This is a genomic window from Mariniflexile maritimum, from assembly GCF_009746565.1.
In the GTDB taxonomy this organism is placed as follows: Bacteria; Bacteroidota; Bacteroidia; order Flavobacteriales; family Flavobacteriaceae; genus Mariniflexile; species Mariniflexile maritimum.
On the sequence record NZ_WRPN01000009.1, the window covers coordinates 134,566 to 158,052 of the forward strand.

Here is a 23,487-nt window from a genome sequence, read left to right on the forward strand (position 1 = left end):
AAAGCATCCCAACGTGGGATGCTTTTCTGTTTATAGAAGCAGCGTTTTTAATTAATTACTTGTCCAAGTCGCCCAAGTAGGTAAGTTTGCACCATTACCAGCACCAGTTTGGGTTGTAACGTAAGTTGCCACCGTATTGTTTGCAGTTACAAAGTTAATGCCGTTTACTTTAAAATCACCTGCCGCAATTCTTGCAGTTGCACCTGTTCCAGAATCTAATTTAGCAAAAGTAGCAGGCATATCATTGGCTACAAATAAGTTTGTGTAAGTTTGTTTACCTCCTCCTTCTTTAAAATTGATCGCTTTTTCAGAAGCTGTAAATTTAGCCTCAGAGCCTTTTACGATTGATACGTTTGAAATTTTAGCATCTGTCATAGGTAAAGCTACATCGTTAGCACCATTGTTAGAACCTTCAATGCCTCCAAAAGAAACACCAGAGATGTAAACATTTGAAATAGTTCCAATGTAACCATCAGCGAAATCCAATGAATCATCATACGAATTTATTAATACTAAGTTAGTAGCATTTACTGCACCACCAAAAAATTCAACAGCATCATCGCCGCTTTCATAAGTATAAATATTGTTTACTACTGTTCCACTACCTACGCCAAAGAAAGAAACACCGTTATATTCTTTAGTATCACTAAATTTAGAACCAGTATAGGAGATTTTTAAGTAAGTAATTGACCCAGATGAATCAGCATTATTGTTGCCACCGTATAGCAAACCACCAACTTCAGAAGTTCCATTGTCGCCAGTGTTAACCTTTGCATCACCGCAAATAATTAAACCGCCCCAGTTACCTTCGGCAGGGGTTGTTTTACCAGATGTCATAACTACAGGTTTAGCAGAAGTACCATTAATGAATATTTTGGCACCTCTTTCTACGGCTATGAAAATTGTTTTAGCTTTTTCAGTATCCGCAGTTGGGTCTGATTGAATTTTTGTTCCAGCAGGGATAATTAATGTAGCACCAGATTTTACAACTAAACCACCAGTTAGTGTGTATGTTTGTGTAGCATCTAATGTTACAGTGCCATCTGTAATAGTACCTTTTAAATCATCTACTTTTAAGTCAAACGAACTACTTGTGGTAGGATTATCGTCTTTAGTACAGCTTGTTGAACCAAGTGCTAAAATTGCTATTGCTAAAATTAATTTTTTCATTTTTTTTTTAAATTATGTTTGAGTTTTTTAACAGTACAAATGAACATATTTAGTTTTTTTGTGGCGTTAAGCGATTATTATTATGCTGTTAAGGATTCTTGTAGTTTTTTAAATTCATTTAACATTAAATTTACATGCCTTTTAAATAAAGAAAAGAGGTAATTGTATAATAACAACTACCTCTTTTCAATAATTAAAGTGGTTTTTTTAGAACTTATAATTTAGGGACAAACTTAAGTTTGATCCTAGTTTGTAAGAACTTGCTAAAACATTGGCTGTTTTAATTAGTGGTGCTTTACTTTGGTCCGTTTCCCTTCTATAAGTTGGGTTTAATATGTTTTTATAGGACAATCCCATTTTTAATTTTTTTGAAAGATTGGATTTTAGAATAAAATCCAATCTACTTATGGATTTGTCTATAAGGTTTCCTCTTTCTGAAGTTCCTATTACGGCTAGTTTATCTGAAACGTAGGCATAGGTAAGTGTTGCCGTAATATCTTTGCCATTTTTGAATTGTTTTAAATAAGAAATATCTGAATTTGCCAAAAAGTCTGAAGCTCCAGATAATTTTGAGTTTTGATAAGTAAAGTTTGCACCAAAACCATTTTCATTAATAACTTTTAGGTTGCTTAAATCTTGGTCTTGGTACATGTACGAACCATTAAATCCAAAAGATAATTTTTCGTCCAAATCATTATCCTTGCCAAAATTGAAAATGTTTTTTCTTAGTTCTAATTCAATACCGGCTACAACCGCCCTATCACCAGTATTGGCATAAGTAATGTTTCCAGATGATGAATTGGTGAACATTTCATTTATGGGGTTTTGAATTAATTTCCCAAAAGCAGTTACAGTAAGTATTTCATCATTGCTAGGATATAACTCCCAACTTAAATCTGCATTGTAATTTGTTGAAGCGTATAATTTATCGTTTCCTTCATAAGATTGTCCAACTTCTTGAAAAAGTATTTTTACTTTTTCTTTAAATTGAGGTAATGTATAGGTGTTACTAGCTGCAAATTTTAAATTTTGTTTTTCATTTAATTTGTATTTAGCTATTATGCTTGGTAAAAACTTTACCGGGGCATAAGTTTTGCCACTTCCATCGGGTGCATCTAAACTCACAAAATAAACATATTGCTCTATTTGTTCCAATCTGCCTCCTAAAATCACAGACAATTTATTGTTGAAGTTGTACAGTACATTTCCGAATACGGTATGGATGTTCAAATGGCCATTGTAAAGCTGGGAGAGCTTACTAGAACTATCGCCCTCCGATACATCAAAGTTTGAACTATTCAAATACAAATCAGTGTTATTAAAACCGTCTCTAGTAAAAGTGGTTTTATTGGCTTGCGGGAAAAACGAATATTGTTGGGAATTAAAATCAACATTTTTCATTTTACCAGAGTATCCTAGCGTTGCTTTTCCTTTAAATTCGCCATCTGCATTTTTATTAAAGTTATAGGATACTGAAAGGTTTGCTGAAAATTCGTTTTCTTCTAAGCTCTGGAAATATCTATGGTTGTTAATACTCGTATTTTTAAAAAAGGTGTAAGTTGAAGATCCATCATAAGTTGGTACAAATGTGTTTTGCATACGATCTGGAATTGTATTATCCAAAATGCTGTAACCAATATTCCATTCAGCATTCCATCGCTCGTTATATTTATGTTTACCTAACAATTGGTTTACTAACAATTGCGTTTGGTCAAAAGTTCCGCGTTTAATAAAACCTATTGGATCCAATCCGGGAAACTCGATATTTATCCCATCATATTCACTGTAATCTTGTGAAGACGAGTTTAAAAATAAAGCCGTGTAAAGTATAGAGTTATTATTGTTTATTTTGTAATCGGCTGTACCCATTACGGTTGTATTGGTGTTGTGTTTATATGATTTTTTAAAGTAATCAGCACTAGCAGTACCCTGAGCTGTAATATTTGTTCTGTAAACACCTTCAATATATTTATTATCAGCATCAAATGAGGCTGTTAAAAATGCACCTAAACTGCTTTCAGATCCTAAACTGAATTTTTTTCCGGTCGATAGAAAATAGGTATTGTTAAGTGTGTTGTTGTTTTTTTGGCGGTCCCAACTGGTTCCATAATTATACGGTAACAGCGGATTGCCAGGAGCAGTTCCAGAATCAAACCCTAGGTACGATGGACCATCCTGTAAATAAAAATCATCTACTTTTAAAACGTTCGTGTTAGCACCTAAGCCCACGCCTATTGTAATAAACGGCGTTCCGGAGAATTTTTTAGAAACAATATCGATATTGGCACCGCCAAAATCGGCATAATTTTGAGATTCAAAGGTTTTGCTAATCCCTACATACTCAACAATATCGGTGGTGAAAATATCCAAATTTATGTTTTTGTTTGAAGGATTGTTTGATGGCAATGGCAACCCATTTAAGGTTGTAACGTTATATCTATCGCCTAAACCCCTTACAAATATACTTCCAGAGCCTTCTTGTTTAGAGATGCCACTCACTTTTGTTACAGCAGTTGCTACATCGCCAACGCCTTTTCTAGAAAGCTCATCGGCACCAATTGATGCTTTAAACGCAACCGCCTTTTTTTGTTCCAATAATAAAGCGGTTTCGCTTTCCCGTTTTGTGTTGGCGGTAATCACCACTTCCGATAGTGAAGCGGCACTAGCAGCCATTTGCACGTTAACCTCAGTTGCTTTATTTGCAACAACAACAACTTTAATTTCCTGGGTTTCATAACCAACAAAGCTAAATACTATGGTATGGGTTCCTGCCTCTAGGTTTGCAATGTTATAAGCACCGTCAATATCGGTTGTCGTTCCTTTTGTAGAGCCTTTTATTAATACGTTTGCAAAGGCCAAAGGTTCGTTGTTGTATTCTTTGTCGGTTAGCTTACCAACCACAGAACCTGTGTTTTGGCCATGTAAAATCGCTGCAAAAAACAATATTAAAATTAGGGTGATTTTTTTCATTCTTTTTAGTTTTTATCTTGGTGCAAAGAACGACACACTATGTAAACAAGGTGTTACCACGAGGTTAAACAATAGTAATAGAAGCGTTACCTAAATGTTATGAAATGGCATACCCGCAAACATTCCTTAACATTGTTTTGTTGTTTTAGCAAAAAAAAATCAACAGATGTAATGTTGATTTTTTTTTAAAAGCTGTATTGAAAAGAATCATTTAATTTAAAACCGAAAGCAAATCATCATCCTTGTGTGCTGTGTTGGTAATTAAAGCGAGATCATTTAAAGAAATGCTGCTTGCAGCTAAAGACAAGGTTATTTCCACAGCATGTAAGCCATCCACTTGAACGTTTATTTCTTGGGTCTCATACCCTGTAAAGCTGCAAACCAATGTATAGCTACCGGCTTCAAGGTTTTCAATAACGAACAATCCGGTCATGTCTGTGCTAACTTCCGTAGGACTTCCCTTTATTGAAACATTGGCTAGTAACAATGGGCTGTCATTTAATTCCTTATCTAATATTTTTCCAACTATTAAGCCTGTATTTTGTCCAAAAGAAACTGCGGAAAAAAGAAAAATGGCGGTATAAATTAAATGTTTCATACAGAAGTTATGATTGTAAGGCAAAATAACAGGTTTAATTTTAGATGCATGTTACCGAATCATTAAACAACGGCTATTAAAATGTTATCGTAATGTTACCAAAATTTTCAATTTTAGTTTTACCGAATTTAAGTATCTTGCCAACGCTTAAATCAATACAATGAACTGGGAACAACTTTTATCCTTAAAACGCTTTGGCGACACCAATAAACGCATCCGAAAAGAACAGGACGAAACCCGCTTGGATTTTGAAAAGGATTACGACCGCGTTATCTTTTCTTCAGAATTTAGAAGCTTGCAAGATAAAACACAAGTTATTCCCTTGTCGCAAACCGATTTTGTGCACACCCGCCTAACCCACAGTTTGGAAGTGAGCGTTGTAGGGCGTTCGCTTGGGCGCTTGGTAGGAAAAAAACTGTTGGAAAAACATCCGCATTTACAAAACGTTCATGGGTATCAGGCCAACGATTTTGGAGCTATTGTAGCCGCAGCAGCTTTAGCGCACGATATTGGCAATCCGCCTTTTGGGCACTCCGGAGAAAAAGCCATGGGCGAATTTTTTAAAACAGGCACAGGCAGCCAGTACAAAAACCAATTAACCGAAAAAGAATACCAAGATCTGTGCGATTTTGAAGGAAACGCCAACGGTTTTAAAATACTAACCGAAAGCAGGGACGGACGCCATGGCGGTTTGCGATTAAGTTACGCAACCCTGGGCGCGTTTACCAAATACCCCAAAGAATCGTTGCCAAAAAAACCAACCAACCATATAGCCGATAAAAAATACGGTTTTTTTCAATCTGAAAAAGAGGCATTTATCGATATTGCCACCGATTTGGGCCTGCAAAAACGCAGCAATAACCACCTAAGTTTTGCCCGCCATCCCCTGGCATTTTTAGTAGAGGCCGCCGATGATATTTGCTACACCATCATCGATTTTGAAGATGGCATCAACCTAGGCCTGATACAAGAAGAATTTGCACTCGAATACCTATCAAAAATAATTAGGGAAACCATCAGGCCCGAAAATTATTATGCCCTTTCCACCAAAGAAGACCGCATTGGCTATTTGCGTGCCCTGGCCATTGGCACATTAATAAACGAAGCCGTTGCTATTTTCATGAACCACGAAGAAGCCATTTTAAACGGCACGTTCAACGGCGCCTTGTTAGATAAAAGCAAGTACGAAGCCCAAATTAAGGACATCATTAAAATTAGTGTCGAAAACATTTACCAATCCACCGAGGTCGTCGATAAGGAAATTGCCGGTTACGGCGTTATCAACACCTTGTTAAGCACCTACACCACCGCAGTTAACAATACGTTTAATGGCGTTGCATCCAACTACGACAAGCTTATTTTAAAAGGCCTGCCAAAAACCATCAAAGTCAACGATTCCAGTTTGTACAACAGGCTCTCAAGCGTATGCTACCACATCTCGTTGCTATCAGACAGTAAGGCCATTTTGGAGTATAAAAAAATTAAGGGAATCAGTTTTTAAGGGTTTTGGGCGTTACCCGAAGGGTCGCGCTTTACGTTACAAGTCCTCGTTCGTGCCTCACTCCGGGCTTTCAACTTCAATCGCTAACGCGGAAATTTGAACTTGAAATTAAAAAATCATCTAACTGTTTGCAGCTATCCGAAATTAAGGCAATTACTTTAGAACTTGATTTGAAAATCATGTTGATTGAAATTCCACTTTTTGAATAGGTGCTGTTATGCCCAGCGCTAATTTCGGTCTATTCAAACATTGCCATTTGTCCATTGTTTACAGGTTTCATTTCGTTAATGAAACTGTCCCACAAGTCAAGTGTCAAATTGAATTGATACTTTTCGTTAAGAATTTCAAGTTCTGTTTGCAGGTCGGCTTTGTCAATCTGTTTTGCCAATTCTAAAAGGTCAATTCTCATTAATACGTCTTTTGTAAAAGTTCTTTTAGCGTCTGGAAAGGTTACGGATTGTAAAAACTGAACTGTCGTGTTAGAGTTTAAAAGAATTAAAGCGTAAACGGCAAATTCTATTTTGTCAAAACCTATCAAATAACAAGTGTCGTCAAGCATTACAGGTTTATTGTCCTGAGGCAGAATAAGTGTAAAATGAAATGTCTTGTAAAGTCCTGATATGCCAACTTTGAAAGGTTTGAAGGAATAGTCGCCTATACCAAATATTGAAAACAAAGGTTTGTTATTATAGATACTTGATTTTCTTGCATCGAAATTTGCTTGATGCTCTGTCAGGTATTGATATGTTTTAGGATATTCAGTTTTAATATACTTTGTTTCTTGTCCAACTTTCTTTTGCGTAACAATCGTAAACTTTCGTGTTTGATTAATTACTGTGTTTTTAAGGTCAGAACTTTTGAGAATACCATAAACTAAACCGTCTTCCAATTTCACTTCTTCGTTCAGTCCGTTTACATAATGCCCGTTTACTTTGTCTAACTCCATTACCGTAGAACAATCGTGTTTTAAGCCTTGTCGCCAAACAAAAGGACATTCACCGTCAATTTCTTTTGTGTGAATATAAGTGTCAATGTTTGAAACAAATTTGTCGTTCAACCAACCGAATTTGAGTTGAGATTTTTGATTGTTGTAAAAATCAAATTCTAAGCAATCAAATGTCGATTTTGAATTTAGTTTGCAATAAAACAAAGCTGCTTCTACTGAAACATTAAACTCCTTTTTGCTGTCAATACAATGTTTTTCAATAGCTGAAATCTTGTAACGATTTTTGTTTTGGTCAAAGACAATGTTTTTGATAACAGAATTTTTAACCAATAACAATAAATTACCTTTCATATTTTGAAAGGTTTCAATCATGGTCAATGTAATAAATTCAGCAATGTCAAAATTACCTTTGCCTGTCATTGCATCTAACCCGCTATGGTTTTTGAAATTCGTTTTTTTAGGAAGATTGGTCGAGTTTAAACTACCTAATTTTGAATTAGTTACCCAAGGTGGATTACCAATTACTAAAATATCATGCGTAGAATGTTCCTTTGCAATAGTTTTAAAATCGAAATCAAAAACGTTGCAATGAACTATTGAAATTTCTGGTTTGTTTGAATTTGGATTAGAAAGAAAAAAATCAACAATGTTGAATTTGGTTTCCCAAACGTAAGGTTTGTAAATTTCAACACCAAAGACATTTTTAATGTTTTTAAAGTTGCGTAAAGAAGCAATAATAAAATTCCCCTTTCCACAGGTTGGCTCAATTACAACTTTGGGAGAAATGTTTTTGGAAGCTAAGTGTAATGTTACTTTATTCGCTAAATCAGAATTAGTTTGAAAGTCGCCATATTCTGCTCTGTCTGGTTCTTGAACAATATTATGAGTAATTGAAAGAACTTCCTTAAGCGTTTCCAATTCTTTATCATTATCAAAAAAATGTATGATGCCGAAGGCATCATACATTTTTTGATTTGCCTTTTCAAAAGATGTAATCTTTTTCAGATTGCCATTTAAGAAATCTGAAACTTGATGAGTAATATTTGCTTCAAATACTTTACTCATTGGTAAATTTATTTTTAAAGGTATTCGTGATTGCTTCGCAGTTCATCATTGAGGTTTGTTATAGCTTACAATTTTGGTTATTCCCTTTACTTCATTTGTAAGAGTTACAATTCGTTGATATTGTAATCTCCATTGTAAAGCATTTGAAATAGTCAAGTAACCCTGTTCAGGTGGAGTTTTTAAGATTTGCTCCGCTAATTTCGATAATGTTATTTCGTCTGCTGGGATATTTTTGTCTTGCAAGTAAGCAATGATGTCGGCTTCATTAGCTTTATCCTTAACCATTTCTCTTAAACGGTAAGTTGTTGTATAATCAGCCGTTCTCTCTTTTGCAACAAATGAACAGCTAACAAAATTTAATGTTGCTGATTTGCTTTTGGGGTCGTCAGATTTGTCGTAAACGAAAACAAGTAAATTGTAACCAAGTCCAAAAACCTTTTGTTTTGCGTCTTTGAAAGGGCAAGATGATTGGGGCTGTTTTATCGAAGTGACTTTGATGTCAGTTAAAATGTCGTCAGAGGGCAGGTCAACACCACTTGCAGAGGAACCGATTGTAACTTCGTATTTGTCGTTTAAGTGCTTTTGAAATTTCTGTTCAATAAGTGTTCCAACGGCTTTGCCGTCAGTTACTCCAAACAGTTCTTTGTGCTGAAATTTAGATTGTTCAGCACAGAAGATTTGAGCTTCTTTTATTAAGTTTTCTATCGTTAATTTTTGCTTCATTCTCGTTTTAAATAGATGTTGCTAAGTTAATGTTTTTAGAATTTAAGTCTATTCCGTTAGTCTATCAAGTTTTAAACAAAAGCTTGACATCAAGCTGAAATGTTTGGCGGTCGCAAGATCGTTATAGGATTTGTTCTTTAAGAATTTTGGTTTAATCCATACAAATTCAAGTATTGAGATATTCTTCAACTACAAAAACAACCCAAAAACCTCCCTCAAACCCGCAATATCCAATCCAATACTTTTTTGAAGTTCGGTAACACTGCCATGTTCAATAAAGGTGTCAGGTATTCCTATACTCTTAATCGTATTTTTATAGTTATTGGCAGCAGCAAACTCTAAAACAGCACTTCCAAAGCCTCCTTTAATGGCGTTATCCTCAACGGTAAAAATGGTTTGGTAATTTTTAAAAATGGTATGCAACAGGGTTTCATCAAGCGGTTTTGCAAATCGCATATCGTAATGCGATACATTCAAATTTAATATAGCTTCCGAAACATTTTTGGCAATAGTTCCTATACTTAAAACAGCTATTTTTTCGCCTTTTTTAAGTTGAACGCCTTTACCTATTTCAATGCTTATAAAAGGTTGCTTCCATTGGGCAATAGCACCTGTGCCTCTTGGGTAGCGAATGGCAATAGGAAGCTGCAGCCCCAGTTGCGCGGTGTACATAATGTTGCGTAATTCAATCTCATCCCGTGGCGCAAAAATGATGAGGTTTGGGATGCATCGTAAATACGACATATCGAAAGCGCCATGATGCGTTGCGCCGTCTTCACCAACCAATCCCGCGCGATCCAAACAAAAAATAACGGGCAGTTTTTGTAGTGCCACATCGTGTATAATTTGGTCGTAAGCGCGCTGTAAAAACGTGGAATATATATTGCAAAACGGCACCAATCCCTGTGTAGCCATACCTGCTGCCAAAGTTACGGCGTGTTGTTCGGCAATACCCACATCGAAAGCACGATGGGGCATTGCTTCCATCATGTATTTTAAAGAACTGCCTGTTGGCATCGCAGGGGTTATGCCCACGATATTTTTGTTTTGTTTGGCAAGTTCTACAATGGTGTGTCCAAAAACGTCTTGGTATTTAGTGAATTCTGAAGGTGTTTTAGAAATGATATCACCTGTAGAAGCATCAAATTTTCCGGGGGCATGGTAAGTAACTTGGTTTTCCTCGGCCTGTTTCAACCCTTTGCCTTTGGTGGTAATGATGTGTAGAAACTTAGGCCCTTTTACAGATTTTAAGCGCTTTAATTCTGAAATAATTTTATCGATATCATGCCCATCAATAGGTCCGGAATAATCAAAATTCAAGGCTTTTATGATGTTGTTTTTTTTCTGGATACCTTGTTTAACATTGGTTAAATACTGTTTTAAGGCGCCAACGCTTGGGTCGATACCAATAGCGTTATCATTTAAAATAACCAACAGGTTGGCATGGGTAACACCAGCGTGGTTAAGTCCTTCAAAGGCCATGCCTCCAGCAATACTGGCATCTCCAATTACCGCAATGTGCTGTTTGTTAAAATCGCCTTTTAATTGTGATGCGATCGCCATGCCCAAAGCAGCCGAAATTGAGGTAGAGGCATGCCCAACACCAAAAGCGTCGTAAACACTTTCGTCGCGTTTTGGGAAACCACTAATGCCCCCAAGTTGTCGGTTGGTATGGAACACATCTTTTCTGCCCGTTAAAATTTTATGAACGTACGCTTGGTGGCCCACATCCCAAATAAGCAAATCTTCGGGCGTATTAAATACATAATGTAAGGCAATGGTTAATTCAACCACGCCCAAACTGGCACCCAAATGGCCTTCTTTAGTGGCAACGATGTCGATTATAAATTCACGTAACTCTTGTGCAAGTTGTGGCAGGTCCTTTTGGTTTAAAAGACGAAGTTCTTTTGGCGAGTTAATATGTTTTAAAAAACGACCCATGAGCTTACAAATGTAATATTTGAAAACGATACGAGCGCCATTATCATTTTGAAATTGTATTTTTGGATTTTATTAGTAAATATTTTTAAATATGATGCACCCTTTTGACGATGCCTATTTTATGAAAAAAGCGCTTCAGGAAGCAGAAATAGCTTTTGAAAAGGGCGAGATTCCCGTTGGGGCAGTTATAGTAATCGATAATAAGGTCATTGCCCGCGGGCATAATTTAACCGAAACCTTAACCGATGTTACGGCACATGCCGAAATGCAGGCCATAACGGCGGCTTCCAATTTTTTAGGGGGAAAGTATTTAAAAAATTGCACTTTGTACGTTACCCTGGAACCTTGCCAAATGTGTGCAGGGGCCTTGTATTGGAGCCAAATTTCAAACATTGTGTATGGGGCAACCGATTTAGAGCGGGGCTGTATGCATTTAAAAACAAAACTGCATCCTAAAACCCTTATTAAAGGCGGCATTATGGAAGCTGAAGCCTCCGAACTTCTAAAACGGTTTTTTATTGAAAAACGCCATTTAAACTAGTTTTTTAGTGAAGCCCATATATTTTAAAAACGGTTCTGTTAAAAATATATAAGCTACTTTTTCACCAAAAAAATCTTCTGAATTATGATTTATTCATATAATCGGTCGTTTGACTAAAAAAAACGTATAAAAATTTCGTTATCATTCCGATTTTTTCAGTCAATTATTTTACATTTACAGCCGTATTAAATTAACTCAAAATTTTTTTAGATATGAAAATTGGTGTTCCTATTGAGATAAAAAACAACGAGAGCAGAGTGGGCATGACGCCTTCTGGTGTATTTGAATTAACAAAAAGAAATCATACGGTTTATGTGCAAAAAGATGCTGGTTTTGGTAGCGGTTTTTTTGATAAGGATTACGTTGGTGCTGGGGCCATCATTCTTGAAACCATAGAAGAAGTTTACAAGGCCGCCGAAATGATTGTTAAGGTAAAAGAACCCATAGAGAAAGAGTACGGTTTAATAAAACCGCATCACGTGGTGTTTACCTATTTTCATTTTGCATCAAGCGAACCGCTTACCCATGCCATGATTAAAAGTAAGGCAGTTTGTATTGCTTATGAAACAGTAGAGGATATTGACGGCTCTTTGCCTTTATTAATTCCTATGTCTGAAGTCGCTGGGCGCATGTCCATTCAACAGGGAGCAAAATATTTAGAGAAACCCATTAAGGGTCGCGGCGTTTTACTAGGTGGTGTGCCTGGTGTGCCACCGGGTAAGGTGTTGGTTTTAGGAGGTGGTGTTGTAGGCATGCAAGCCGCTAAAATGGCGGCAGGTTTGGGTGCTATTGTTACCATTATGGATATTAATATGAAACAATTGCGTTATTTAAGCGACATTATGCCCAATAATGTCAATACCGAGTTTTCAAATGAATACAATATCAGGAAGCATATTAAAGATTCCGATTTAATTATTGGCGGCGTGCTTTTAAAAGGGGCAAAAGCGCCAAAATTAATCACACGTGATATGCTTAAAGATATGCGCCCGGGTACTGTAATTGTTGATGTAGCCGTTGATCAAGGGGGTTGTTTTGAAACCACCAAGCCTACAACCCATGAAAACCCTACCTATATTATTGACGATGTGGTGCATTATAGCGTTGCCAACATGCCCGGGGCAGTGCCCTATACTTCAACCGTGGCGTTAACAAACGTTACATTGCCCTATGTTATTAAATTGGCTAATGATGGCTGGAAAAAAGCGTGCAAACAAAATGCTGCATTGTCGAAAGGGCTTAATATTGTTAATGGAAAAATTGTTTATAGAGAAATTGCCGAAGCTTTTGATTTGGAATTTACCGCTTCCTGATTTTTTAACTGACATAATTGCATAATTCAAATTTGGCGTTATTTTTGCTATAAATGTTTCAACATTAAAATTTAAAAATGATATTTAAAAAATGATAGGATATTATATTTTATTAGGAGGTATAGCGCTCGTTAGCTGGATAGTGAGCAGTACTTTAAAGCGAAAGTTTGAAAAATACTCAAAAGTGCAATTGCGTAACGGTATGAGTGGCGCCGAAATTGCTGAAAAAATGCTGGCCGACCACGGTATTACCAATGTTGAGGTAATCTCAACACCTGGGCAATTAACCGACCATTATAACCCCAAAAACCGAACCGTAAACTTAAGCGAATCGGTTTATCACCAGCGTAATGCTGCTGCTGCTGCCGTAGCGGCGCACGAGTGCGGTCATGCCGTGCAACATGCCCAAGCCTACGAGTGGTTAAAAATGCGTTCGGCATTGGTGCCCATCGTTAGCGTAACATCGGGTATGTCGCAATGGATTGTTATTGGTGGGCTTATGCTTGGTGCTGCTGCGGGCTTAGGTATTGGCTTTTATGTAGCGGTTGCTGGTTTGATTATGATGGGGTTTGCAACCTTGTTCAGTTTTATAACCTTACCCGTTGAATATGATGCCAGTAACCGTGCCTTGGCGTGGTTGAAAAGCAGAAACATGGTGTCGCAACAAGAATACGCAGGTTCTGAAGATGCGCTAAAGTGGGCCGCTAGAACTTATTTGGTAGCCGCTATTGGCGCTTTGGCTTCGTTGGTTTATTGGGCATTCCAAGTATTTGGACGAAGAGACTAACAAAAACAGATAAATTGATTTAAGCCTCGATGTATTTCGGGGCTTTTTTTATATGTAAATGCACCATTACAACCAATCTTGCATAACAGATTGCAATCATTTAATTTATATGAAAAAGGCAATTACCTGCTTTCAAAAAATCGAAAAGAATTTCTACTTCCCACCTATATTTATGTTAGTTTTGTAATGTTAACTGCTAATTTTACGCTTTGTAGAGCATTGTTTTTATGTCGCAATCAATTGAAATAAAGATTAATGAATCGTCCCGTATTCCAAAGTATAAACAAATAGTGGACCTCATCATTGGTGATATTTCCAAAGGGAAATTAAAAATTGGCGAAAAAATTCCATCGATAAACGAATTGAGCGAATCCTGCTATTTGTCCAGGGATACCGTTGAGAAAGCATACAATCAACTTAAAGAACAAAAAGTTATTATATCGGTCAAGGGAAAAGGCTATTACACTGCAAAAACAGATCTTATTTCTAAAATCAATGTTTTTTTCATGATCAATAAGCTAAGTTCTTATAAGATGATGATCTATAATTCGTTTGTAAATAGCATGGGAATCAATGGCCATGTTACCCTAGCAATTTACCATTGCGAAGAATCCATCTTTACCAGAACCCTCGAACGCCATCTTGGGGCTTTCGATTATTATGTTATCATGCCCCATTTTAAAGCCGAAAATTTGGAGCATCAAAGCATTACCCAAGCGTCGCATACCATACTTGAAAAAATACCAAATGACAAGTTGATAATATTGGATAATGATAGGTTGGAGCTAAAAGCGAATTATGGCGCCGTTTATCAAGATTTTCAGGAAGATATTTATAATGCACTAAAAAAAGCCCTTAAAAAACTAGAGAAATACGATAAGTTAGTATTGGTATATCCTGTAAAATCTGTTTACCCCTATCCGCGTCGCATTGTTCATGGCTTTAGGAAATTTTGTTCAAAATATAAGTTTGATTTTGAAATTTTAAATGAAATTTATGACGATATGGAACTGGATAGTAAAGACGCCTACGTTATTATTGAAGAAAACGATTTGGTGAACTTGGTTAGACAGGTAAGGCAAAAAAAACGAATACTTGGGCAGGACATAGGCATTATTTCCTATAACGACACACCGCTAAAGGATCTTTTGGGAATAACCGTTATAAGCACCCATTTTAAGGCTATGGGCGAAACGGCCGCTTCAATGGTTTTAAACAATAAACTGGAAAAAGTAAAAAATATTTTTGAATATATTGAACGCCACTCTGTTTAGTCCAAATGCTTGTATATTAGTAATTAACAAGACTGGAGTCTATTCGTTTTTAAAGCACTAAAAGCCTGTAAGCGCTTATTAATCAAATAGATGTATTATTTTTTGCTCCTTGTACTTGAACGGCAATGACCTTCTGTACTTTCCATCATTTCCGTCATTTTTTATAGACTAATGCTTTAGTATTTTTTTGCCAATAAAATTAAAAAATAAAGTATTTTCTTAATCTTTCTTTTGTTATTTTTGTTTGAAATCTTTACAATTAAAAGTGAACTTACTAAATCGAATCTATATGCAAAAAATATTACTATTATTGGTTGGCATGTTTTTGGTGTCAGCATCCTTATTTTCTCAAGAAACAAGTGACGCTACTCCTGTAATCTCTAAAAAACACGAATTAAAACTTGGGGCATTAAAATTACTTTCTGGCGGTATTTTTGAAGCTAGTTATGAATATGTACAAGACAGCAATAGAGGTTTTGGCGCAGCTATTTTGCTTAATTTGGACACAGGAAACGAATACGTGGAAAATTACTCATTAACGCCATTTTACAGGATGTACTTTCAAACGAAAGAGGATTATGGTGCAAAAGGCTTTTTTGTTGAAGGGTTTACATCCTTTTTTGGAGGCAAAAACTATAGTTATTACACTGGAAGTAATATTGAAAAGAATTTTTTTGATACGTCAATTGGCTTGTGTTTAGGTAAAAAATGGATCAATTCGGCTGGATTTGTTTTTGAATTTAAAGTAGGAGCCGGAAGAAATTTGTTTAATGGCAGTGAATATGACGCTTTGTTTAAAGGCGATTTATATCTTGGCTACCGTTTTTAAGCGCATTTGATAATTTAAAAGAAGTTTTAAAGGCATAAACTTTTTAAGTTAATATGTAGGTTTGTTGCAAGAAGTGCTAACAAAAAAAAAAAAAGAGGCTATCTCACAATTTGTGGAAAAGCCTCTTTTTTTTTTATCGAGAAACCTCAGGTAAATTACATCTTCATCAACCAAGAACGCATGTCCACTTCTTGCTTAATCATGTTTCGTAAATCTTCAATTTTTACACGTTCTTGTGCCATAGTGTCTCTGTGGCGAATGGTAACGGTGTTATCATTTAAGGTATCATGGTCAATGGTAATGCAAAATGGGGTTCCGTTGGCATCTTGCCTGCGGTACCGGCGACCCACGGCATCTTTTTCATCATAATCTACATTGAAGTCCCATTTTAAATCCTCAACAATTTGTTTGGCAATTTCCGGCAGGCCATCTTTTTTAACCAAAGGCAAAACTGCCGCTTTAATAGGGGCTAAAACGCTTGGTAATTTTAAAACCGTGCGCGAAGTACCGTTTCCTAGGTCTTCTTCAACCAATGAATTTGAGAATACCGCTAAAAACATGCGATCCAATCCAATGGAAGTTTCCAGTACATACGGCACATAGCTTTTGTTTTCCTCGGGATCAAAATACTGTAATTTTTTACCAGAGAATTTTTCATGTTGGCCTAAATCGAAATCGGTACGTGAATGAATGCCTTCCAGTTCTTTAAACCCAAAAGGAAATTTGAATTCAATATCGGTAGCAGCATCGGCATAATGCGCCAGTTTTTCATGGTCGTGAAAACGGTAGTTATCGGTGCCCATTCCTAAAGACACATGCCATTTCATTCTGGTTTCTTTCCAATAGTCAAACCATTCCTTTTGTGTGCCCGGTTTAATAAAAAATTGCATTTCCATTTGTTCAAACTCACGCATCCTAAAAATAAATTGTCTTGCAACTATCTCATTTCTAAAGGCTTTACCGGTTTGTGCAATGCCAAACGGAATTTTTTGTCGGCTTGTTTTCTGCACATTTAAAAAGTTCACAAAAATACCTTGTGCCGTTTCGGGGCGCAAAAATAAATCCATGGCGTTTTCGGCAGATGCGCCCAACTTGGTGCCAAACATGAGGTTGAATTGCTTCACATCGGTCCAGTTTCTGGAACCTGTTAGCGGGTCGGCAATTTCCAGTTCTTCTATTAAGGCTTTAACATCGGCCAAATCCTCGTTTTCCAACGATTTTGCCATCCGCGAAAGCGTGGTGTTTATTTTTTCTTGATATTCAACAACACGAGCGTTGGTGATAACAAATTCTTGTTTATTAAAGGCATCGCCAAAACGTTTTGTGGCTTTTTCAACTTCTTTGTCAATTTTGGCTTCAATTTTAGCGCAATATTCTTCAATCAAAACATCGGCCCTGTAACGCTTTTTGGAATCTTTGTTGTCAATTAAGGGGTCGTTAAACGCGTCCACGTGCCCAGAAGCTTTCCAAATGGTTGGATGCATAAATATGGCCGAATCGATGCCTACAATATTGTCGTTCATCTGCACCATGGCTTTCCACCAGTAGTCGCGAATGTTTTTTTTAAGTTCTACACCATTTTGTGCATAGTCGTAAACCGCACTTAGTCCATCATAGATTTCACTACTTTGGAACACGTAACCATACTCCTTTGCGTGAGAGATTACTTTTTTAAATTGATCGTCGTTATTTGCCATGGTGCAAAAATAAAAAACGCTTCCAAATAAACCCCTTATTAGTGGAAAATTAAATGCTTGTTTTGGTTATCTTTTACAGCGGTGGGCATTGAGGCCATGTTTGCGCTCTTTTTGGGATGATAGAGAAAAGCGCATACTGAAAGACCCACCTGGTTTATTAATTTGTGTCAGGAAAAAGGGAACGCCCAAAAAATATTACGAATAGTTCTCTTTTTTAACTAAGTTTACGGTAATACATAGTTAACAGATGTTTAAACCCATAGTCAATTTATTTTTTCCGAAAGTATGTTTTGCATGCCTTAACCTGTTACACGATAATGAAGATACCATTTGTGTAAATTGTAGGCACGATTTGCCCGTAACAAACTTTCATTTTGACAATGATGATACGGTTGCAAAAGTACTTTATGGACGCGCCAAAATTGAACAGGGCACCGCGCTTTTTAGGTTTGAAAAAAAGGGTTTGGTGCAACAGCTTATACATGGGTTGAAATACCGAGGCTATGAAAATATTGGGGCTTTATTAGGAAATTGGCTTGGAAGTGAATTAAAAACCTTGGAACATTACCAGAATATCGATGTGGTTATTCCGGTGCCGCTCCATAAAAAGAAACTTAGAAAACGAGGCTATAACCAAGTGGCCAAATTTGGGCAACAATTGGCAAAAGCCTTGGATGCTGAATATAATGATAAGGTGCTCGTGAAGGTAACCAATACGGCATCGCAAACCACAAAGCAACGGTTTACGCGCTGGATAAATAACGATGAACTGTTTGCTATTGTGAACATGGGAGCTATTGAAAATAAGCACCTGCTTTTGGTGGACGACCTAATTACTACCGGTGCCACTTTAGAAGCTTGCATAACGGTACTTAACAAAGCCAAAAACATAAAAATAACTATCGCTACCATGGCAATAGCATAAACCGTTACCCGTTATATCTCTAAAATTATGTAGGTTTGTAAAAAATTTTAATTTGGTAATGAATAAGGCCCTTTATAATGTTGTTTTGTTGGTTTTTATAAGTCTGGTTTTTGCAAATTGTGCCAATCGAGGTACACCAGATGGTGGCCCAAAAGACGAAACGCCCCCAAAAATTTTAGAGGAAATGCCAAAAAATTTCAGTACTAATTTTAAAGGCAAGGTGATCAAGATTTATTTTGATGAGTATGTAAAATTAAAGGACATCCAGAAGCAGCTCATTATTTCACCACCCATGAATACCCAACCCGAAATTACGCCGCTTGGGGGCGCCAGTAAATACATTACCATTAAAATCTTTGATACTTTACAGCCCAATACCACCTATGCATTTAACTTTGGAAACAGTATTGTTGACAATAACGAGGGCATTCCGTACCCCTATTACAGATATGTGTTTTCTACCGGTAATTATATAGACTCGCTAAGTGTAAAGGGTACTATTTTGGATGCACTAAAAAAGCAGCCCGAAGCTTTTGTAAATGTGGCACTTTATGAGGTAGATTCTACATTTACCGATTCCATAATCTATCAAAAAAAGCCTAAGTACATTACCAATACCCTAGATAGCCTTACCACGTTTTCAATTGACAATATTAAGGCCGGAAAGTATATGCTCGTAGCTTTAAAAGATGCCAATGGTGATCATAAATTTCAACAAAAAACCGATCAAATAGCGTTTCACAAAAGTTTTATCAACGTACCAACCGATTCGCTTTACACCCTTAAGTTGTTTGCTGAAGATTTGGATTTTAAGGCCATGCGCCCTGCCTTGGCGGCTACCCAAAAAATAGCCGTTGGTTATGAAGGCGATTATACTAAAATGAAAATGAAGGTCAAATCTGAAATTCCTCCCAATTTTCAATCCCGTATTACCAAAGACGAAAAAACAGACACCTTATATTATTGGTACAAGCCAAAACTGGAAGTAGATTCGCTTATTTTAAACGTGTTGCATACCAATTTTGATAAAGATTATACTGTAAAATTGAGAAAGCAGAAAAAAGATTCGTTAATACTAAAGGCCAATCCATCAGGGACCATTGGTTTGGACGAGCCATTTAAAATCTCTGGAAACATCCCTTTTGTAAGTTTCGATGCTTCAAAAGTTAACTTAATCGATAAAGATTCGGTTAAGGTTGATTTTACAACAAACTACGATTCCATTTCTAATACCTATGCCTTCAACTTTAAAAAGAACCAGGAAAACAAGTACAATATGAGGGTTTTGCCCGAGGCTTTTGTCGATTTTTTTGATAATAAAAACGACACCCTAAACTATGGTTTGAGCACGCGAAAAGACTCCGATTTTGGTTTTGTGCGTTTTACCTTGGTGAACGCCAAATACCCACTTATTGTACAATTAACTACTGATAAAGGGGAAGTTAAGGCCGAAAGAAACACCACGAAACCGGAAACCATCGATTTTATGAATTTACCACCCAGCACCTATTTTATCCGCATTATACACGATGCCAATGGCAATGGAAAATATGATACAGGCAATTACCTTAAAAAAATACAGCCAGAAAAAGTGAGCCATTTTAATGAAATTGAAGTACGCGCAGATTGGGGTTACCCCGAAACACTCGAGTTTACTTCAGAATAAAAGCATCCTTATCGTCTAAAAACTTAAGTTTATTGCGATAATAATGGATATGGTGTTTATCTAAAACGGCAATTTCTATCTGCTCTTTGTGTGGTTTTGTGCAGGTGATGGCATTTCCCAATACGTCATATACCGCCGAGTTTCCCGAGTATTCGTTTTCAGCTTCATCAATGCCAACACGGTTAACGCCCACAACATAGCTTATGTTTTCAATGGCACGCGCCTTCAACAAGGTGTCCCATGCCTGTACCCTAGATTTTGGCCAATTGGCAACGTAAATTAGCACATCGTAGTTTTCTACATTACGCGCCCATACGGGAAAGCGCAAATCGTAGCAAACCATGGGGCAAATTTTCCAACCTTTATAATCTATAATCACCTTTTCTGTACCTGCAGTAAATACTTTATCCTCGCCTGCAAGCGTGAAGGTGTGCCGTTTATCGTAAGTTGTGATGTTGCCCGAGGGCTCTACAAAAAGCAAGCGGTTAAAATAATGGTTGTTATCCAAAATAATAAGGCTGCCTATAATGGCAGCCCCCGTTTTTAAAGCTTTTTTTTGCATCCAAGCCACTGTTTTGCCATCCATGGTTTCGGCCACGGTTTTGGCATCCATGGTAAACCCTGTGTTAAACATTTCGGGAAGCACGATAATATCAACCTCTTGGATGCCTTCTATCTTAGCGGTAAAGCCTTTACGGTTTTTTTTTTGGTTTTCCCAGGCTAAATCCGATTGAATTATGGCTATTTTAAGTTGCTCTTGCATAAAACATGTAACAGGTTAAAGTCTCTTTTTAGCTTTGTCGAGATCTTTTTTTAAATCCTCCATTTTTTTGAGCCACTTTGCTTCATCTTTTGTAGGTAATTGCCCTTTCTTTTTCAAGCGGTCAAGTTTCGAGCGTTCATTATTGTATTTTTTTTCCGCTTTTTCAAATTTCGATTGCGCTTTTTGTCTCGCCTTCAATTCTTTTTCGGCTTGTTTTTGTTTTTTTTCGGCCTTTTTTTGTTCTTTTTCAGCTTTCTTTATCGCTTTTTCAGCTTCTGAACGCTCTTTGTTTAAGGCTTTTTGTTTTGCGAAAGCCTCTTTAATTTGGGTTTGCTCGTCCATTGATAAGGTGTTGGTAACATCTACACCTTCTTTTAAAATGGTTTTGCCCTTAATCTTGTAAGTGGTGCCTTGGTGCATTACTTCTTGCGCCTGAATGCCTAAAGTGAATGCCAATAACGCGAGAGATAGGAATAGTTTCATTATTGCTTGGATTGGTTTGTTTAAGGTAATACTTTTAAAGGTCTAATTTTTTTATTTTTCAAAATATTTATAAGTGTTTTTAAAACACTTATTTATTAATTTATTATATATTTGCAAATATAATTTGAAAAGCCTTCAAAATAGGTTTTAGGGAAATGTTTTTTTATTTTTGCAGATTCTATTGAAAACCAGTTTGAATGTAATCCAACCATGGTGTTGGCCATTAAAATTAACCATAATTAAACATGAACAAAAAATTAGATCAACAAGCAGCAGATAATATTAGGGCACTAGCTGTAGCCATGGTAGAAAAAGCAAATTCAGGACACCCCGGTGGGCCTATGGGAGGTGCAGATTTTATGCATATTCTTTACTCGGAGTTCTTCAATTACGACCCATCAGACATGACATGGCCGTTTAGGGACCGTTTTTTTATGGACGCGGGGCATCTATCTACCTTAATGTATGCACAGTATTATTTGTTAGGAAACTATGCAAAAGACGATGTTGCTAATTTTAGACAATGGGGTTCTATTACGCCAGGGCACCCAGAAGTTGATGTAAAAAGAGGGGTTGAAAACACCTCAGGGCCATTAGGGCAAGGTCATACCATGGGCGTTGGGGCAGCCATTGCCGCAAAATTTTTACAGGCGAAATTTGGTGACTGGATGAACCACAAAATATATGGGTTTATTTCCGATGGTGGGGTACAGGAAGAGATTTCGCAAGGTGCAGGGCGCATTGCCGGCCATTTGGGATTGAATAATTTCATCATGTTTTACGATTCCAACGATATTCAACTATCAAGCGCTACCAATGAAGTGACCAGCGAAGATACGGCCATGAAATACAAAGCATGGGGTTGGAACGTGATCTCTATTGATGGCCATAACCATGATGAAATAAGAAAAGCTTTAACCGATGCCAATAAAGAAACCGAGCGGCCAACCTTAATTATTGGTAAAACCATTATAGGTAAAGGCTGCGTTACTGCCGATGGCAGTATGTACGAAGGCCACTGCGAACTGCACGGGCAACCTATTGGGCATACCGGTGCCGATTATACAAAAACCTTACTGAACCTAGGCGCAAACCCAGAAAGCCCCTTTGATATTTTTCCGGATGTAGAAGCGTACTATAAAAATGTATTAAAAGAAAAAATAGCGCAAGCGGCACAGAAGAAAGCAGAAATCGCCACTTGGAAACAAGCAAACGCAGCACTTTCGGCCAAATTGGATTTTTTCCTTTCAGGGAAATTACCAAAACTTGATTTTGGCTCTATTGCACATAAAGCAGGTTTGGCATCACGGGCTGCATCCTCAAATGTATTGGGCTATTTGGCTGAAAACGTCGAAAATATGATTGTGTCTTCCGCCGATTTGTCCAATAGCGATAAAACCGATGGCTTCCTAAAGAAAACTACCGTTATGCAAAAAGGCAACTTTAATGGTTCCTTTTTACAGGCCGGGGTTGCCGAATTAACCATGGCAGCCATAGCAAATGGTTTGGCATTGCACGGTGGCGTTATTCCGGTGGTGGCAACCTTTTTCGTGTTCTCCGATTATATGAAACCCGCCATCCGTTTAAGCTGTATTCAAGAGTTACCGGTTAAGTATGTGTGGACGCATGACGCCTTTCGAGTGGGCGAGGATGGGCCAACACACCAACCTATCGAGCAGGAAGCTCAAATACGTTTAATGGAAAAATTGAAAAACCACAGCGGAAAACCAAGTTTCTTGGCATTACGACCTGCCGATTCTGCCGAAACCTCGGTAGCTTGGAAAATGGCATTGGAAAACCAGGAAACACCCACTGGTTTAATTCTTTCCAGACAAAACATACAAGACATTCCAGCCATTGGAACCCTAAGATATGATGAAGCATTGGCTGCTGAAAAAGGAGGCTATCTAGTAAAAGAAGTTCAAAATCCAGACGTGGTACTAATTGCCAATGGCTCGGAAGTTGCAACGCTTTTGGACGCTGCTGAAATTTTAGAAGCTGAAAACGGCCTGAAGGTAAACATAGCTTCAATCATTTCAGAAGGCCTGTTCCGACTTCAAAGCACCGATTACCAAAACAGCATCATCCCGAAAAACAAACCATTATTTAGTTTAACAGCAGGATTGCCCGTAAATTTTGAAGGTTTGGTTGGCGAAAAAGGAACTGTTTTCGGCTTGGACCATTTTGGATATTCGGCACCAGCAAACGTTTTAGATGAGAAATTCGGGTTTACGGGTAAAAAGGTGAGCCAACAAGTATTGGAATATTTAAAAACAGTTTAAAAAAATAATCAGC

At 37.2% G+C, this 23,487-nt stretch carries 18 protein-coding genes; 9 read left to right on the forward strand and 9 right to left on the reverse strand.

Features of this window, described 5'->3' with window-relative positions; all coding sequences use genetic code 11:
• Positions 1-51: 51 nt before the first annotated feature.
• The 3 genes from GQO80_RS12345 to GQO80_RS12355 form a co-directional block, all read right to left on the reverse strand.
• Positions 52-1,170: a hypothetical protein gene (locus tag GQO80_RS12345; RefSeq protein ID WP_157208670.1), complete on the reverse strand. Its 1,119-nt coding sequence runs from the start codon at positions 1,168-1,170 to the stop codon at positions 52-54.
• A gap of 207 nt (positions 1,171-1,377) precedes the next feature.
• Positions 1,378-4,140, reverse strand: a complete 2,763-nt coding sequence (locus GQO80_RS12350; RefSeq protein ID WP_157208671.1) for a TonB-dependent receptor — start codon at positions 4,138-4,140, stop codon at positions 1,378-1,380.
• Between the two features lie 211 nt (positions 4,141-4,351).
• On the reverse strand, positions 4,352-4,738 hold the full coding sequence (locus GQO80_RS12355; RefSeq protein ID WP_157208672.1) for a carboxypeptidase-like regulatory domain-containing protein: 387 nt from the start codon (positions 4,736-4,738) through the stop codon (positions 4,352-4,354).
• A gap of 160 nt (positions 4,739-4,898) precedes the next feature.
• Here GQO80_RS12355 and dgt point away from each other — a divergent pair, with 160 nt between their 5' ends.
• Complete coding sequence (gene dgt / locus GQO80_RS12360) at positions 4,899-6,239, forward strand: dGTP triphosphohydrolase (protein WP_157208673.1); 1,341 nt, start codon at positions 4,899-4,901, stop codon at positions 6,237-6,239.
• Positions 6,240-6,477: 238 nt separating this feature from the next.
• Here dgt and GQO80_RS12365 read toward each other — a convergent pair whose 3' ends face one another.
• The 3 genes from GQO80_RS12365 to dxs form a co-directional block, all read right to left on the reverse strand.
• Positions 6,478-8,250 carry a hypothetical protein gene (locus tag GQO80_RS12365; RefSeq protein WP_157208674.1) on the reverse strand — a complete coding sequence of 591 codons (1,773 nt, stop codon included), beginning with the start codon at positions 8,248-8,250 and terminating at the stop codon, positions 6,478-6,480.
• A gap of 45 nt (positions 8,251-8,295) precedes the next feature.
• On the reverse strand, positions 8,296-8,973 hold the full coding sequence (locus GQO80_RS12370; RefSeq protein WP_157208675.1) for a type II restriction-modification system restriction endonuclease: 678 nt from the start codon (positions 8,971-8,973) through the stop codon (positions 8,296-8,298).
• Positions 8,974-9,162: 189 nt separating this feature from the next.
• Positions 9,163-10,914: a 1-deoxy-D-xylulose-5-phosphate synthase gene (gene dxs / locus GQO80_RS12375; RefSeq protein ID WP_157208676.1), complete on the reverse strand. Its 1,752-nt coding sequence runs from the start codon at positions 10,912-10,914 to the stop codon at positions 9,163-9,165.
• A gap of 91 nt (positions 10,915-11,005) precedes the next feature.
• Here dxs and GQO80_RS12380 point away from each other — a divergent pair, with 91 nt between their 5' ends.
• From GQO80_RS12380 to GQO80_RS12400, 5 genes are all read left to right on the forward strand, one after another.
• Positions 11,006-11,455 carry a nucleoside deaminase gene (locus tag GQO80_RS12380; protein ID WP_157208677.1) on the forward strand — a complete coding sequence of 150 codons (450 nt, stop codon included), beginning with the start codon at positions 11,006-11,008 and terminating at the stop codon, positions 11,453-11,455.
• 212 nt (positions 11,456-11,667) lie between these two features.
• Positions 11,668-12,768 (forward strand): alanine dehydrogenase, encoded by a 1,101-nt coding sequence (ald, locus tag GQO80_RS12385; protein ID WP_157208678.1) that lies wholly within the window; start codon positions 11,668-11,670, stop codon positions 12,766-12,768.
• Between the two features lie 91 nt (positions 12,769-12,859).
• A complete protein-coding gene (locus tag GQO80_RS12390; protein ID WP_157208679.1) occupies positions 12,860-13,555 on the forward strand; it encodes a zinc metallopeptidase in 696 nt (231 codons plus the stop codon).
• A gap of 227 nt (positions 13,556-13,782) precedes the next feature.
• Positions 13,783-14,829, forward strand: a complete 1,047-nt coding sequence (locus GQO80_RS12395) for a GntR family transcriptional regulator (RefSeq protein ID WP_157208680.1) — start codon at positions 13,783-13,785, stop codon at positions 14,827-14,829.
• Positions 14,830-15,118: 289 nt separating this feature from the next.
• Entirely contained in the window at positions 15,119-15,658 is a 540-nt protein-coding gene (locus GQO80_RS12400) for a hypothetical protein (RefSeq protein ID WP_157208681.1), read from the forward strand.
• A 155-nt stretch (positions 15,659-15,813) separates the two neighbouring features.
• On the opposite strand, the gene GQO80_RS12405 is transcribed toward GQO80_RS12400, so the two are convergent.
• Positions 15,814-17,355 carry a glycine--tRNA ligase gene (locus tag GQO80_RS12405; RefSeq protein ID WP_157208682.1) on the reverse strand — a complete coding sequence of 514 codons (1,542 nt, stop codon included), beginning with the start codon at positions 17,353-17,355 and terminating at the stop codon, positions 15,814-15,816.
• A gap of 247 nt (positions 17,356-17,602) precedes the next feature.
• On the opposite strand from GQO80_RS12405, the gene GQO80_RS12410 reads away from it, so the two are divergent.
• A complete protein-coding gene (locus GQO80_RS12410; RefSeq protein ID WP_157208683.1) occupies positions 17,603-18,280 on the forward strand; it encodes a ComF family protein in 678 nt (225 codons plus the stop codon).
• 58 nt (positions 18,281-18,338) lie between these two features.
• Positions 18,339-19,946 (forward strand): Ig-like domain-containing protein, encoded by a 1,608-nt coding sequence (locus GQO80_RS12415; RefSeq protein WP_157208684.1) that lies wholly within the window; start codon positions 18,339-18,341, stop codon positions 19,944-19,946.
• Here the strand turns inward: GQO80_RS12415 and GQO80_RS12420 are convergent.
• Complete coding sequence (locus tag GQO80_RS12420) at positions 19,933-20,709, reverse strand: amidohydrolase (protein WP_157208685.1); 777 nt, start codon at positions 20,707-20,709, stop codon at positions 19,933-19,935. The genes GQO80_RS12415 and GQO80_RS12420 overlap by 14 nt on opposite strands.
• Before the next feature lie 15 nt (positions 20,710-20,724).
• Complete coding sequence (locus tag GQO80_RS12425) at positions 20,725-21,192, reverse strand: hypothetical protein (RefSeq protein ID WP_157208686.1); 468 nt, start codon at positions 21,190-21,192, stop codon at positions 20,725-20,727.
• 245 nt (positions 21,193-21,437) lie between these two features.
• Between GQO80_RS12425 and GQO80_RS12430 the strand changes: the two genes are divergently transcribed.
• Positions 21,438-23,474 (forward strand): transketolase family protein, encoded by a 2,037-nt coding sequence (locus GQO80_RS12430; protein WP_157208687.1) that lies wholly within the window; start codon positions 21,438-21,440, stop codon positions 23,472-23,474.
• Positions 23,475-23,487: the final 13 nt, after the last annotated feature.

Excerpts from the sequence above, each read along its gene's own strand:
- GQO80_RS12365 (WP_157208674.1), bottom strand. The coding sequence starts at position 8,250 with ATGAGTAAAGTATTTGAAGCAAATATTACTCATCAAGTTTCAGATTTC.
- GQO80_RS12395 (WP_157208680.1), top strand. The coding sequence starts at position 13,783 with ATGTCGCAATCAATTGAAATAAAGATTAATGAATCGTCCCGTATTCCA.
- dxs (WP_157208676.1), bottom strand. The coding sequence starts at position 10,914 with ATGGGTCGTTTTTTAAAACATATTAACTCGCCAAAAGAACTTCGTCTT.
- GQO80_RS12400 (WP_157208681.1), top strand. The coding sequence starts at position 15,119 with ATGCAAAAAATATTACTATTATTGGTTGGCATGTTTTTGGTGTCAGCA.
- GQO80_RS12410 (WP_157208683.1), top strand. The coding sequence starts at position 17,603 with ATGTTTAAACCCATAGTCAATTTATTTTTTCCGAAAGTATGTTTTGCA.
- GQO80_RS12355 (WP_157208672.1), bottom strand. The coding sequence starts at position 4,738 with ATGAAACATTTAATTTATACCGCCATTTTTCTTTTTTCCGCAGTTTCT.
- GQO80_RS12345 (WP_157208670.1), bottom strand. The coding sequence starts at position 1,170 with ATGAAAAAATTAATTTTAGCAATAGCAATTTTAGCACTTGGTTCAACA.
- GQO80_RS12370 (WP_157208675.1), bottom strand. The coding sequence starts at position 8,973 with ATGAAGCAAAAATTAACGATAGAAAACTTAATAAAAGAAGCTCAAATC.
- GQO80_RS12430 (WP_157208687.1), top strand. The coding sequence starts at position 21,438 with ATGAACAAAAAATTAGATCAACAAGCAGCAGATAATATTAGGGCACTA.
- GQO80_RS12405 (WP_157208682.1), bottom strand. The coding sequence starts at position 17,355 with ATGGCAAATAACGACGATCAATTTAAAAAAGTAATCTCTCACGCAAAG.
- GQO80_RS12420 (WP_157208685.1), bottom strand. The coding sequence starts at position 20,709 with ATGCAAGAGCAACTTAAAATAGCCATAATTCAATCGGATTTAGCCTGG.
- GQO80_RS12415 (WP_157208684.1), top strand. The coding sequence starts at position 18,339 with ATGAATAAGGCCCTTTATAATGTTGTTTTGTTGGTTTTTATAAGTCTG.
- GQO80_RS12380 (WP_157208677.1), top strand. The coding sequence starts at position 11,006 with ATGATGCACCCTTTTGACGATGCCTATTTTATGAAAAAAGCGCTTCAG.
- GQO80_RS12390 (WP_157208679.1), top strand. The coding sequence starts at position 12,860 with ATGATAGGATATTATATTTTATTAGGAGGTATAGCGCTCGTTAGCTGG.
- GQO80_RS12425 (WP_157208686.1), bottom strand. The coding sequence starts at position 21,192 with ATGAAACTATTCCTATCTCTCGCGTTATTGGCATTCACTTTAGGCATT.
- ald (WP_157208678.1), top strand. The coding sequence starts at position 11,668 with ATGAAAATTGGTGTTCCTATTGAGATAAAAAACAACGAGAGCAGAGTG.
- GQO80_RS12350 (WP_157208671.1), bottom strand. The coding sequence starts at position 4,140 with ATGAAAAAAATCACCCTAATTTTAATATTGTTTTTTGCAGCGATTTTA.
- dgt (WP_157208673.1), top strand. The coding sequence starts at position 4,899 with ATGAACTGGGAACAACTTTTATCCTTAAAACGCTTTGGCGACACCAAT.